The organism is Exiguobacterium sp. H66, from assembly GCF_018618705.1.
Taxonomy (GTDB): Bacteria; Bacillota; Bacilli; order Exiguobacteriales; family Exiguobacteriaceae; genus Exiguobacterium_A; species Exiguobacterium_A oxidotolerans.
This window is the reverse complement of the sequence record NZ_JACSMQ010000001.1, coordinates 609,702-622,742: the sequence shown is the minus strand read 5'-3', so window position 1 is coordinate 622,742 and position 13,041 is coordinate 609,702. Positions and strand designations below refer to the sequence as shown.

Genomic DNA, 13,041 nt, shown 5'->3' with positions numbered 1-13,041 from the left:
AGGGTGGTACCACGATTGAATTAAATCGTCCCTTCGGCATTTGCTGAAGGGGCGTTTTTTATTTGAAAAAAAGGAGTGACGAGCATGCGGGAACAATTAGAGGCACTTCGCGACGAAGCGCTACAACTCGTGAATCAAGCCAGTACACAAAAAGAATTAAATGATGTCCGTGTCAAATATCTCGGAAAAAAAGGTCCGATCACAGAAGTATTACGTGGAATGGGAAAATTATCAGCAGAAGAACGTCCGGTCGTCGGTGAAATCGCAAATGCGGTTCGTGGTGTCATCCAAACAGAACTCGAGCAACGTTTAGTAGACGTCAAGCAACAAGAGATGGACGCAAAACTAGCGCTTGAAGCGATTGACGTGACACTTCCGGGTCGACCGAAAAAAGTCGGACAAGCGCATTTATTGCAACAAGTCACGGACGAAATCGAGGACATCTTTGTTGGACTCGGTTATACGATTGCAGAAGGACCTGAAGTCGAACAAGATTTGTTCAACTTCGAAATGTTGAATCTGCCGAAAGATCATCCGGCACGCGATATGCAAGATTCATTTTATATCACGGATGAAATTTTGATGCGGACCCATACGTCACCTGTCCAAGCGCGGACGATGCTCGCTTCGAAAGGTGAACCGATTCGAATTCTTTGCCCAGGGAAAGTCTATCGTCGCGATGAAGACGATGCGACGCACTCACACCAATTCATGCAAGTGGAAGGACTCGTCGTCGGAGAGTCGATTTCAATGGCAGACTTAAAAGGCACGCTCGAAGCATTCGTGAAGCAAATGTTTGGGGAGGCACGTGAAATCCGGTTACGTCCTAGCTTCTTCCCGTTCACAGAACCATCCGTCGAAGTCGACGTCTCGTGTTTTAAATGTGGTGGAAAAGGGTGTAATATCTGTAAACAAACAGGCTGGATTGAAATTTTAGGTGCCGGTATGGTTCATCCGCACGTCCTTGAGATGGCAGAATATGATAGTACGAAAATGTCTGGATTTGCCTTCGGGATGGGGATTGAGCGAATCGCCATGTTGAAATATGGGGTAGATGATATTCGCCACTTCTATACGAATGACGTTCGCTTCAGCGAACAGTTTTAAGGGGGAAAACAGATGTTAGTCTCAAAACAATGGTTACAGCAGTTCGTTGACGTCAGTCAGAAAACCGGTGAGGAACTGGCGGACTTAATTACGAAGAGTGGGATCGAAGTCGAGGGTGTCGAAGTCCGTGACGCCGATTTGAACAATATCGTCGTCGGTCATGTATTAACAAAAGAAAAGCATCCTGAAGCGGATAAGCTAAACGTCACGACGGTTGATATCGGACAAGAAGAACCGGTCCAAATCGTGTGTGGTGCACCAAACATTGAAGCAGGACAAGATGTCATCGTTGCCCGTGTCGGAGCACGCCTTCCGGGCATTAAAATTAAGCGAGCTAAACTGCGTGGAGTCGTTTCGGAAGGCATGATTTGTTCACTTGAAGAACTTGGCTTTGAGAAAAAGTATATTCGTGAAGATGAGCAAGCTGGAATTCATACATTCCGTGAGCCGGTCACACCAGGGCAAGACGTCTTAGAACTACTTGGTCTGCATGACGAAGTATTAGAACTCGGTTTGACACCGAACCGTTCTGATTGCTTGAGCATGTACGGAGTTGCACATGAAGTAGCAGGTATCTTAAATACGACGGCTGTTTTCCCGACAATCGACGTGACGGAAGATGAAGAAAAAACGAAACTTGCTGTCACACTTGAGTCGGAGGAGTGCCCGTTTTATGCGGCGCGTGAAATCCAACATGTCGTCATCGGTGAGTCACCACTTTGGCTCAAAAACCGCTTGATTGCGAACGGGATTCGTCCAATCAACAATGTCGTCGACGTGACGAACTTCGTCTTACTTGAAACAGGACAACCGCTTCATTCATTCGATGCTGAAAAACTTGGGCAGCAAATCGTCGTTCGTCAAGCGAAAGCAGGAGAAGCCTTCCAAACACTTGACGAAGTCGAACGGACACTCGATCCTTCGATGCTCGTCATCACAGATGGCGAAAAGCCCGTAGCGCTTGCAGGTGTCATGGGTGGTGCAAATACAGAAGTCGACGCAACAACGACGTCCATCATTCTCGAATCGGCTTATTTCGCACCGACATCTGTCCGGAAGACGAGTCGTGTCCTTGGATTACGTTCGGACTCCAGTTCACGTTTTGAAAAAGGGGTCGACCCGCGTCGTGTCTTGTTAGCACTTGACCGGGCAGCGGCATTGATTGCTGAACTTGCTGGTGGAACAGTCCTTGCAGGAACGGTCCAAGCAGGTACACTTCAACTCGATGATCACTTAATCGAAGCGAGTGTCTCGTATATCAATCATCGTCTCGGAATGGAAATCGAAGGTACGGTCATGAAAGAGTTATTAGAGCGCCTTGGACTCGAAGTTGAGTTATCAGGAGATGCACTAACAGTCAGTGTACCGACACGTCGCCAAGACTTGATGATTCCGGCTGATATCGCGGAAGAAGTCGCACGACTCTATGGGTATGATGCATTGACATCGAGCTTACCGCAAGAAGCGAGCCGCGGGTTCTTGCCGAAACGGAATCAACATCGCCGTCAAATCCGTCGTCTCTTACAGGGTGCCGGTTTATCGCAAGCCATCACGTACTCACTGACGAGTGAACAACGTGCGATGCAATTCAATGAACAAACAGATCTCCACCCCGTTAAGTTGGCGATGCCGATCAGCGAAGCACGTTCGACACTTCGGACATCATTGATTCCAGGGTTACTCGAAGTCGCGCAACACAATGTCGCACGTCAACATGCCGATCTCGCCTACTACGAACTGGGGAGCGTTTACCTCCAGCGTGATGCGTCACTTGAGACGTTGCCGATCGAACAAGAACTGGTCGCCGGAGTCGCTGTCGGACTAGCGGAACAACACCGTGCGCATGGCACAATGGTCAAAACGGATTTCTTCGTTGTCAAAGGAATCGTCGAAACGTTAGCAGAGGCACTCAATGTCACGTTGACATATGAAGCGGCGGTCATTGATTCGATGCATCCAGGTCGGACGGCACGTGTGTTGATGGACGGTGAAGCGATTGGGTTCGTCGGACAAGTGCATCCAGCACTCTCGAAAGAGCAGTATGGCTTAAAAGAAGTCTACGTCTTTGAACTCGATGCCATGAAACTTCACTCGAAAGAGCCGGTCGTCTATCAAGAGATGTCCCGTTTCCCATCGATGACGCGCGACATCGCGATTGTCCTCAATCAATCGGTCACAGCAAGCGAAGTGGAGCAAGTGATCATGCAAGCAGCAGGTCCGCTTTTACAACATGTCACATTATTTGATGTCTACACGGGCGATAACGTCGGTGAAAACAAAAAATCATTCGCCTTCTCGCTCCGTTATCAAAATAAGGAACGGACTTTGGTCGATGAAGAAGTCACAGCAGCACACGAACATGTCGTATCGGCTTTAACAAAAGCGTTCGACGCAGAACTTCGTGCGTAACCGGTCAATCGAATCACATGAGTTAAAACGAGGATGACGTCACTGTCATTCTCGTTTTTTTGCGTTTCGGTCGTTTCTTCGTTCAAGATACAGTCGAACTACAGCTAGACTACAGATACGTTGCATAAGATGAGCTTAGAAGATTAAAGGAGGAACACGAAAAATGAATTTTTTGAAGCGGGCAGGAAAAAGTATTGTAGCGCGAAAGGGAAAGACGATGATCATGTTGATTATTTTGACGGTAATCGGATCACTCGTACTGTCAGGATTCGCGATTCAGAATGCTGCTAAATCGGCGGGAGAAGAGGCGAGAAAAGAGTTAGGGGCGACAGTGACACTACAAGTCGATCGACAAAAGCAAATGCAGGAACGACAAGCGTCAGGTGAACGTGGACGACCAGAAGAAGTAGCGATTGATACGACGGATGTTGAAGCAATCGAACAACTAGATGAAGTCAAGTCCGTCAACTACCTGGCACAAACGACAGCGACATCAAGTGATCTCACACCGATTGAGAGTGAATCAACGAACTCAGGTGGTGGGCGAGGGGGAGAGATGCCTGAAGGGATGACGATGCCAGATTTCTCTTTAAATGGTGTGACGAACATGGAACTACTTGATACATACACGAACGGTACATTGAAAATCGTGGATGGAGAAGCATTGACTACCGATGCTAAAGAAAAAAGTGTTGTCATCGATGAAAACTTAGCGACTGAAAATGATCTCAAAGTCGGGGATACGTTTAAGCTGACATCGACAACGACCGAAAATTCCGTAACAGTGACGATCATTGGGTTATCGGCATCGACGGAAGCGACATCCGATGCGAATTTCCGAGCGGCAGGCTTCATGGACCCGATGAACCAGATGTACATTGCACATGATACACTCGCGAGCTTCTCGACTGAAGAAGGAACGGTCAGTGTATCGAGTGTCGTCTACGCGCTAGAAGATCCATCTGAAATCAATACGTTCAAAAAAGAAGCGATGGCGGTCTCACCACTCGACTGGGATACGTTCACACTGGATGCGAATGATGCTGCTTATCAAAAAATGGTTGGACCGATTGAACAAGTCGCGTCCTTCTCAAAATCTGTCGTCTATCTTGTTAGTATCGCAGGTGGTTTGATTTTAGCGCTGTTGATTTTATTATCCGTCCGGGAACGTCGAAAAGAAATGGGTATTTTACTGGCGATGGGTGAAAAACGCTCGAAATTAATGGGGCAATTACTAATTGAAACGTTTGCGATTGCGGCAATTGCTTTCCTTGTCACGTATGCGACAGGTGGCATGACATCACAATTCATGACAGATCAGCTTTTGAACCGCGAGGTGACGGAAGCGGCTAGTTCGGTCGCGACGCAGACTGGTTTTGGCGGTCCGGGTGGACGCGGCGGACAACAAGTGTTAGATAGCATTCCACAAATTACAGAGATGACAACGAAGATTGATTGGACGACGTTACTTCAAGTCATCGAAATTGGAAGTCTAATCGTCTTTTTATCTGTCTTGTTACCTTCACTTGCCTTACTACGGATGAATCCAAAAGAAATTCTATTACGGGAGGATTAATACTATGACAACTTTAGAAATGACGAACGTCACCTATGCCTATACATCAGGAAGCAAGCAACAACGGATCTTGAACGATGTCTCGATGCAGTTCGAGGCCGGACGGTTTTATGCAATTCTCGGTGAGTCAGGTTCCGGGAAAACGACGGCTCTCAGTCTGTTGAGTGGACTTGATTCACCGACAGAAGGACAGATTACGTATCAAGGTCGCGATATTCGAAAAATCGGATTGACGACGTATCGTTCACGACATGCTGCGACCGTTTTTCAATCGTTTAATTTATTGACGTATATGAACGCATTGGATAACGTGATTGTCGCACTCGAATTGAGTGGACAACGCATAAAAGGAAAAAAGAAACATGCCCAAAATCTCCTTGAACAGGTTGGAATCGACGAAGCCCATGCGACAAAAAATGTACTGCAGTTGAGTGGTGGTCAACAGCAACGTGTCGCCATCGCACGTGCCCTTGCGACAGAAGCCCCAATCATTCTTGCAGATGAGCCGACGGGAGCGCTCGATGAAAAAACTGCGACGGACATCATTCGGCTATTTCAAGAACTTGCTCACCGTTCTAACCGTTGCATCATCGCGGTGACGCACTCTGCGGAAGTCGCCCGTGCTGCCGATCATATCATTGAATTGAAGAAACAGCGTTTTATAGAGAAGAAACGTGTTACAGAAGGCGAGGTCGTTCCTGCACGTTGATCCGAAAAAGCTCTCGCGTCTTTAGACGAGAGAGTTTTTCCTTGAGCGCTTTAAGAAGCAATATTTTGTTTAGTTGAAAGCAACGTTGATCGACGGAAATAACCGTATAAGAGTCCACTACTGACGACGATGAGGCTACACATCAAAAACATGTTCGAGTAACCCACTTTCGCGGCGATGCCTGACAAAAGAAAAGCACCGATTCCGAACCCGCTATCGTAAGCGAGAAAGAATGTCGAAATCGCCTTGCCTTTTTGTGCGGGAGCCGCATAGGTCAACATGACGGTTTGTAACCCTGGGAAAATCGAAGCGGAACCAATTCCGATGATGAGGGCGGCGAACAATAATCCGGGAAGTGTCGGGAACAGTCCGAGTACTAAAAAACCGACGGCGTATAGAACATACGATGGCACCAATACAGAGGCTGGTCCACGTCGATCAAACCGCTTACCGGCAAAAGGACGAATGGCAACCATGCCGAGTGCAGCAAGACCATAAAAGTAAGAGGCATAAGTGACATGGTCCATCGCATCTGCATACAGCGAAATGAACGCGGATGTACTTGAAATCGCAATACCAGCAAGAACAGTTGCAAGAAGCAAGACAGGACTTGATAAGAATAACGACTGCCGTAAACGAAATGGTGCGGAACTCGTAACGTGACTACTCGTTAATGGTAAACGCCAGATGAAACTAAACGAACAAATCGCAAGCAGGGCAATCGTTACGAAGTACCAGACGAGCGCATCGTGTGCAATCAACGTCAATCCGATGACCGGCCCGAGAACGGAAGCAAGGTTCATCGAGAGGACGAAATAGCCCATTCCTTCTCCTTGACGCGGCTTTGGAATCAAGGTCGTCACACTCAAACTCAGTGAAGAAGAAATCATTCCGAAACTAAAACCATGTAAGATGCGAATGATGAGCAACAGACTGAATGATTCGAGCGGTAAGACGATGAGATATAAGCAACTGACAATCATGAAAAATGTAGCGGACAGCAGTAACATTCGTTTGAGTTCATAACGATCAAGCCAATGTCCGATTAAAGGACGTGAACAAACCGTTGCTAAAATGAATGCCGTTACGACCCAACCGAGCGAACTTTGAGAAACATTGAACTGTTGTGCGGCCAGTAAAGGTAAGGAAGCATTCAATAAATAGAAGGTGATGAACAACAGTAGATTGACGACGAGTGTCGTTACATAGTGACGGTGGAATAAACGATTCAAGAAGATTCCTCCTGTTCGACAGGACGGTGGGTCGCCAGCAGACGGGTCATCAAAATCTCTAAAGAATGTTGTTCTTCTTTTGATAGTTCACCTAGGAACAAGCGATGTGCTGCCTGGACTGCTTCATCGATAGCATCGAAAGCAGCTCTTGCCTGTGGTGTCAATTCAACAAGGCGTTGTCGTCCGACGGATTTCCGAGAGATGAAGCCTAGTTCTTCTAAGCGAACGACCGTTTTCGTGACAGCTGGTTTTTCGATGATTAAGTATTTCGAGAGGGTGATTTGCGACACCGGTTCAAGTAAGGAGACTGCTTTTAACAAGGCCCATTGACCAGTGTGCAAAGAATGTTGGGCAAGGACGGCGTCGATATCTCGTTTGACGAGCCGTGCCACTTTTGAAAGTTGACCAAGAATATCTTCTTGTTGGGATGACATTAAAAAACCTCCTTTAAGTTAACTAGTTAACTTAAAGGAGTATAACGAATGAAGTTAGTGTTTGGCAAGGAGGAAATCTTAAACGATTGATTTGAACCGTGCTGCAAATTGAACCTGATTGGGACTTCCTTGAAGAGTAGCATCGATGTCTAGTCGTTCCATGATTTGATGAACGAGATAAAGTCCGAGCCCGCTGCCACCATGCATACGATTTCGGGATTGCTCAGAGCGTTCGAGAGGATTAAACCAGGCAGCGGTCTCACTCGAATCTTGGGTCGTCGGGAAATTTGTAATGCGCAACGTCAACTCGTCTCCTTGTTCGAACTCGATTTGAATCGTTCCATTAACAGCGGTATAGGAAATCGCATTCATCAAGAGATTATGGAGTGCCCGTTCAAGTAACTGGGCATCGGTTTGAACAGTCAACTCGTTTTCTATGAGGACGATGTCGAGGTTGCGATCGACAATTAACTGATCGAACTGTTGCAATTGATGCTTGATTAATGTGAGCGGGTTAATTGGTGTGAGTTGAAGATTCATTTGCTCAACACGAGCGACTTCTAACAATTCGGCAATGAGTCGCTCCATATCTTCGATGACGTGCCCCGCCCGAGCTAGATAATGATCCCGGTCACGATAGGCACCGAGGTTTAACAGCATTCCTTCAATTTGACCTTTCACAATGGTGATGGGTGTTTTGAGTTCATGTGAGATGGCGAGGAATAATTGACGACGTTCCGCATCGCGCTTACGGTCTTTTTCGGACTCGAACCGCAATTGTTCGTTGGATGTTTGAAGCGACTCCATCGTGACTTCAAGTTTAGTCGCCAATTGGTTAATGTTTCGTGACAAATCACCCAGTTCATCGGCAGAAGTATGATGGGTTCGGACGGAAAAATTCAAGTTCGCCAGTTCTTTTGTTGCTTGATTAATTGTTAAGAGTGGGCGTGAGATGATGCGCGAATACAGATAGGCGGCAAGACCTGCTAGCAGAAGCAAGGGTAAGACGATATAGGGCGCTAATTTTAAAATAACGCTTTTCACTTCATCGATTGGCTGAATCATCTGATCGACATCTAAAATGACAGTTTGGTCTACTAATTGAAGCGGAATTGAATCTTGAATCATTCCAGCAGGAGAAGTATTGGCAGTTCGTCGAACCGGTCCACGTCCAAAACCAGGTGCGTATAACAATTGATCTTCTTCCGTCCATAAGGAAAAACGAATCCCTTTTGCCGTTAACTGATCGAGCAACGGAAGGAGATTTTCGCTCGAGAGATGCGTGCTCTCTTCTTGAAGAGAAGCCATCGTCGCGTGAAATTGCTCTTCCCGATAACTTTGATAATAAGAAGGTAATGTCGCATATAAAAAACCAATCGTCGAAAGAACTGCCACAATCAACAAACTCATCGTCAGGAAAAAAAGTTTTCCCGTGATGCGTGGATGTTTAATTAGTCGCTTCAAGTTTATAGCCGACCCCTTTCACGGTTTGAATGTAAGGTAAATCAATTTTTTTACGTAAATTTTTAATATGTGTATCTAAAAAACGTGTATCTCCTAATGCATCGAATCCCCAAAGTTGTTGAATCAACTGTTCGCGCTCTAAGACTCGTCCAGGATTTTCAAGTAATAAATGAAGGATTTGAAATTCCTTGAGGGTCAACGTCGTTTGAATTCCTGAAATTAAAACGTTATAGCTTGACGGAAATAGGGTAATCTCTCGAAAAGAGAGTTGTTCTTCAGAGTTCGTCTGGATTCGTCTGATGATCGCTTCAATTCTTCGTAGTAAAATCCGAAGTGAGAAGGGTTTGGCGATGTAATCATCGATTCCAAGGTCAAATCCCTTCACTTGATTTTCCTCATCCTGCAAGGCCGTCAAAAAAATAATTGGTGTTTGTGATTGCTTTCGAATGTTGCGTGCGACTTCAAAACCATCAAAATAGGGCATCATGATATCTAAAATGATTAAATCGAATGAATCGGACTGATATAACTTTAATGCCTCCATCCCATTTGTGGCACAGGAAACGTTATATCCACTTGATTCAAGTAATTCCGTAAGCAGTTCACGAATGTCAAATTCATCTTCTGCTATTAATATATGTGTCATAGTTTTCACCTCAACTTTAGTTGTAGCATACTTACCTGAAGTTTAACTGAAGATTACTGGAAGACTGTTTAGAAAATGCTAGAATGGATCAAAATCAAATTCGGATTTTGAACATAGAAGGGAAGCGAACACCATGAATCATCAACACAAATTACTGTCAGACTTGCTTTCGCCTTTCCAGTTAACGACTGAAGAAAACCCAGTGATTACAAGCATTGAAACGGACTCACGCAAAGTGAAGCCGGGGAGCCTGTTCATCTGCATTCGTGGTTATACGGTAGATGGGCATCAATATGTACAAGAAGCAAAAGATAACGGAGCGGTTGCGATTCTTGCTGAAAAACAAGTCGGGGTAGTAGGGATTCCAACGATTCTCTTACCGGATACGAAAAAAGCAGCAGGAAAGATTGCTGATTTTTTTTATGACCATCCGAGTCAAAAGATGAGAGTCTACGGTATTACTGGAACAAATGGGAAAACGACGACGACGCAACTTTCCTACGACTTGTTTCGAGCTGCCGGAAGACGAACGGGAATGATCAGTACGGTAGGTGCTCTGATTGATGGGCAACGTTTTGAGACACCAAATACGACACCGGAAGCTGTCATCTTACATCGTTTATTACACGAAATGGTCAACAATGGCGTAACGGACTGCATGCTCGAAGTATCGTCACATGCGTTAGTTGAGGGACGTGTAGAAGGTGTATCCTTCCACGCAGCGGCGTTCACGAACCTTTCACATGACCACCTGGATTATCATCAATCGATGGAAGAGTATGCGGAAGCGAAAGGCATGTTGTTTCAACAAGTAGCGAGGAATGACGGGAAGGGACTCGTCTTAAATGAGGAAGATGCGGCGAGTCACGTCATGGAGCGGGCCGGGGCAAATGTTCCTGTCACGTGGTATTCGACAAAGATAGAATCGGAAGCATCAATTGTAGTCGAGTGGCGAGAGGAATCTGTAAATGTTCGAATTGACGGAACGACTACTGAAGTCCCGATCGCGCTACTCGGAAACTTTAATGCGGTCAATTTAGCAGCCGCGATCGGATTGATGAAAACAGGCGAGGTCAACATGTATGAATTAATTCGACATATCCCGTCGCTTCGTTTACCCAAAGGGCGACTCGAGCGGCTATCGTTTGAAGGAACGGAAATTTATATCGATTATGCGCACACTCCAGACGGGTTAAGAAAATGTTTAGAAGCGCTATCCGTTTCGAATGAGGCATTATACGTCGTATTAAGTGCAGCAGGTGAACGTGACCGGACGAAACGTCAGGAAATGGGACGAATTGCGGCACAATATTGTGCAGGAATTATCGTCACGGTTCACGATACGAGACGAGAAGATCCAAGACAAATTATTGATGAACTGAGCGTGGATATTTCGTCTGATAAAATCATTTCTTGTCACGTAGATCGAAAAAATGCCTTGCTCGCGGCAGCTGAAATTGCGCTCGAAGGAAAACGCGTTGTGATTGTCGGAAAAGGACACGAAGAAATCGAGCGAATCGGGACTGAAGGTGTCCCGTTCAATGAAACGAAAATTCTTCTCGCGGAGTTAGGGCGTTTGAAAGGAAAAGAGTCAGCCATTTAAAAACCGACCACTCCTTAGGATGATGGTCGGTTTCGTTTTTCAGCTAATTGTGTCGCTTTTTTTGTATTAGCAAAATGAAATTTTGTCCAGTTCTTTAATTGATCTGGACCGTGTTTCAATAAAAGTGATGCAGCGACTTGATCGACCTTTGCACCTGCACCTTTTGGAATTTCTGTACCCGCTTGTTGACTGAGTACATCCATCTCTTTCAAAAAGATCGCGCGTGCGAGGATGGACGCTGCTGCGACAGCGACATGAAGTCCTTCTGCTTTCGTCGAAAAATAGACGTTCTCTTTAACTTGGTTTACTTCACCAGACAAGTGTTTATAATAGGTCGCTTTTTCTGCGAACTGATCGATTAGAATCGCTTTTGGAGTGACTTCGAGCTTTTCGAGCAGACCACCAAGCGCTGAATTGTGTAGAAGTGCCGTCATCTTTCCTTGTGTCATCGTACGCTGCATCCGATTGTAGTCTGGATTATGAAGGATTCGGAATTCGTACGGAATGACGGCATGAAGGTCGCGGGCAATCTTTCGGATTTCGATGTCCGAGACATTTTTGGAATCACGGACACCAAGTTCTTGGACGAGCTCGATTTGTTGTGCATCTACATAGGCGGCAACGACGACGAGCGGACCAAAGAAGTCTCCTTTCCCGACTTCATCACTACCGATGACTGACCAAGTCGAGAAGTCTCTCGGAAGCAGTCCACTCGCAGTGGAAGGGGCTTTCTTTAAGAGCGGGGCTCCGTAACGGGCAGAAATCGCCTCAGCTTCTGTGCCTTGGAACATTACTTTTCCTGAATTATAGATGGTGACGACACAGGTTTTCGTGCGTGCAGCAAAGCGGGCATATGGTGGCGATGTGATACGAGAAGCTTGAAAATCAGAAATAACGACTTCTTGTTTATCCTTTGGTAATTTTAAAACGACGGTTCCCATAAATAGATCATCCTTTCAGACAACAAGCATACCATCCTCTAGACCGATGGTGGACTTCTTTTCCTATTTCAAAAATGATGGTACTATATGAAAGAAGCAAAGTATGAGGAGGACAGAATAATGGCTGATTCAGAAGGGCTGAACCGGACGACGATTCATATCGCAGGTAATGATTATACGATTGTCGGGACGGAGTCGCCAGAACACGTACGTGAAGTGGGTCTCCTCGTCGATACAAAGATTCGGGAAATTCGAGACCAAGCACCACAACTCGACGTTCGTCAAATTGCCGTTTTAGCGGCTCTCAATATTGGTAGTGATTACGTAAAAATCAAAAAGAATTTGGGTGAACTTTAAACTATGATTACCTTTATTATTTTATTATTTCTCGCATTAGGAACGATGACAGGTGTCCGTCGAGGCGTTATCTTGCAAGCAGGACATTTACTGAGTCTGTTGATCTCGTTCATCGTGGCACTCTCGTTTTATGATGAGCTAGCTGCAAAATTTAAATTATGGGTTCCATATCCATCAACACTCGACGATGCTGGAATTGATTTAACGATGTTTTCAATTCCGAGCTCAATTGGGTTAGATGAAGTATTTTATAAAGCATTTTGGTTCATCGTTCTGTTTTTCGGGACAAAAATCATTTTATCAATGATTTTATCGATGTTTGATTCCTTGACGAACATTCCAGTGTTAAAACAAGTGAAAGGTTTACTCGGCGGTATATTTGGATTCATCGAGATGTATATTTTCGTGTTCTTGATTCTATTTTTGGCAGCCTTTGCGCCAGTCCAATCGATTCAAGATGCCATTGCGAATTCGAGCTTGGCGACATTCATGATTCAACATACACCGTTATTAGCGGAATGGCTCATGACGAAAGTCGGTTTGATAAAATAACGCGCTCCCGT

At 45.5% G+C, this 13,041-nt stretch carries 12 protein-coding genes and 1 other annotated feature (1 of these 13 cut by a window edge); of the genes, 7 read left to right on the top strand and 5 right to left on the bottom strand.

Annotated features, from left to right (window positions below; genetic code table 11):
- Nucleotides 1-36 (top strand) — a binding site (T-box leader) (it extends 180 nt beyond the left edge of the window).
- 48 nt (nt 37-84) lie between these two features.
- From pheS to KNP88_RS03125, 4 genes are all read left to right on the top strand, one after another.
- Nucleotides 85-1,107 carry a phenylalanine--tRNA ligase subunit alpha gene (gene pheS, locus KNP88_RS03140; protein WP_029331121.1) on the top strand — a complete coding sequence of 341 codons (1,023 nt, stop codon included), beginning with the start codon at nt 85-87 and terminating at the stop codon, nt 1,105-1,107.
- Nucleotides 1,108-1,119: 12 nt separating this feature from the next.
- Nucleotides 1,120-3,516 (top strand): phenylalanine--tRNA ligase subunit beta, encoded by a 2,397-nt coding sequence (pheT, locus tag KNP88_RS03135; protein ID WP_214892232.1) that lies wholly within the window; start codon nt 1,120-1,122, stop codon nt 3,514-3,516.
- Between the two features lie 163 nt (nt 3,517-3,679).
- Nucleotides 3,680-5,092, top strand: a complete 1,413-nt coding sequence (locus KNP88_RS03130; protein ID WP_214845215.1) for an ABC transporter permease — start codon at nt 3,680-3,682, stop codon at nt 5,090-5,092.
- Between the two features lie 4 nt (nt 5,093-5,096).
- Nucleotides 5,097-5,801, top strand: a complete 705-nt coding sequence (locus KNP88_RS03125; protein ID WP_088837586.1) for an ABC transporter ATP-binding protein — start codon at nt 5,097-5,099, stop codon at nt 5,799-5,801.
- A 50-nt stretch (nt 5,802-5,851) separates the two neighbouring features.
- Here KNP88_RS03125 and KNP88_RS03120 read toward each other — a convergent pair whose 3' ends face one another.
- The 4 genes from KNP88_RS03120 to KNP88_RS03105 all read right to left on the bottom strand — a co-directional run bounded on the left by KNP88_RS03120 (nt 5,852) and on the right by KNP88_RS03105 (nt 9,577).
- A complete protein-coding gene (locus KNP88_RS03120; protein WP_214892230.1) occupies nt 5,852-7,033 on the bottom strand; it encodes an MFS transporter in 1,182 nt (393 codons plus the stop codon).
- A complete protein-coding gene (locus KNP88_RS03115; RefSeq protein WP_088837584.1) occupies nt 7,030-7,467 on the bottom strand; it encodes a MarR family winged helix-turn-helix transcriptional regulator in 438 nt (145 codons plus the stop codon). The genes KNP88_RS03120 and KNP88_RS03115 overlap by 4 nt, the downstream gene beginning before the upstream one ends.
- A gap of 78 nt (nt 7,468-7,545) precedes the next feature.
- Nucleotides 7,546-8,931: a sensor histidine kinase gene (locus KNP88_RS03110; RefSeq protein WP_214892227.1), complete on the bottom strand. Its 1,386-nt coding sequence runs from the start codon at nt 8,929-8,931 to the stop codon at nt 7,546-7,548.
- Complete coding sequence (locus tag KNP88_RS03105) at nt 8,915-9,577, bottom strand: response regulator transcription factor (RefSeq protein WP_088837582.1); 663 nt, start codon at nt 9,575-9,577, stop codon at nt 8,915-8,917. The genes KNP88_RS03110 and KNP88_RS03105 overlap by 17 nt, the downstream gene beginning before the upstream one ends.
- Nucleotides 9,578-9,710: 133 nt before the next feature.
- Between KNP88_RS03105 and KNP88_RS03100 the strand changes: the two genes are divergently transcribed.
- Nucleotides 9,711-11,180, top strand: a complete 1,470-nt coding sequence (locus tag KNP88_RS03100; RefSeq protein ID WP_214892225.1) for a UDP-N-acetylmuramoyl-L-alanyl-D-glutamate--2,6-diaminopimelate ligase — start codon at nt 9,711-9,713, stop codon at nt 11,178-11,180.
- Nucleotides 11,181-11,194: 14 nt separating this feature from the next.
- Here KNP88_RS03100 and rnhC read toward each other — a convergent pair whose 3' ends face one another.
- On the bottom strand, nt 11,195-12,121 hold the full coding sequence (gene rnhC, locus KNP88_RS03095) for a ribonuclease HIII (protein ID WP_214892223.1): 927 nt from the start codon (nt 12,119-12,121) through the stop codon (nt 11,195-11,197).
- Between the two features lie 120 nt (nt 12,122-12,241).
- On the opposite strand from rnhC, the gene zapA reads away from it, so the two are divergent.
- Both zapA and KNP88_RS03085 read left to right on the top strand, forming a co-directional pair.
- Nucleotides 12,242-12,478 carry a cell division protein ZapA gene (gene zapA / locus KNP88_RS03090; RefSeq protein ID WP_012371043.1) on the top strand — a complete coding sequence of 79 codons (237 nt, stop codon included), beginning with the start codon at nt 12,242-12,244 and terminating at the stop codon, nt 12,476-12,478.
- 3 nt (nt 12,479-12,481) lie between these two features.
- Entirely contained in the window at nt 12,482-13,030 is a 549-nt protein-coding gene (locus KNP88_RS03085; RefSeq protein WP_214892221.1) for a CvpA family protein, read from the top strand.
- The last annotated feature ends 11 nt before the right edge of the window (nt 13,031-13,041 follow it).

Coding starts and splice junctions, on each gene's coding strand:
- KNP88_RS03115 (WP_088837584.1), bottom strand. CDS start 7,467: ATGTCATCCCAACAAGAAGATATTCTTGGTCAACTTTCAAAAGTGGCA.
- KNP88_RS03105 (WP_088837582.1), bottom strand. CDS start 9,577: ATGACACATATATTAATAGCAGAAGATGAATTTGACATTCGTGAACTG.
- pheS (WP_029331121.1), top strand. CDS start 85: ATGCGGGAACAATTAGAGGCACTTCGCGACGAAGCGCTACAACTCGTG.
- rnhC (WP_214892223.1), bottom strand. CDS start 12,121: ATGGGAACCGTCGTTTTAAAATTACCAAAGGATAAACAAGAAGTCGTT.
- KNP88_RS03100 (WP_214892225.1), top strand. CDS start 9,711: ATGAATCATCAACACAAATTACTGTCAGACTTGCTTTCGCCTTTCCAG.
- KNP88_RS03125 (WP_088837586.1), top strand. CDS start 5,097: ATGACAACTTTAGAAATGACGAACGTCACCTATGCCTATACATCAGGA.
- KNP88_RS03085 (WP_214892221.1), top strand. CDS start 12,482: ATGATTACCTTTATTATTTTATTATTTCTCGCATTAGGAACGATGACA.
- zapA (WP_012371043.1), top strand. CDS start 12,242: ATGGCTGATTCAGAAGGGCTGAACCGGACGACGATTCATATCGCAGGT.
- KNP88_RS03130 (WP_214845215.1), top strand. CDS start 3,680: ATGAATTTTTTGAAGCGGGCAGGAAAAAGTATTGTAGCGCGAAAGGGA.
- pheT (WP_214892232.1), top strand. CDS start 1,120: ATGTTAGTCTCAAAACAATGGTTACAGCAGTTCGTTGACGTCAGTCAG.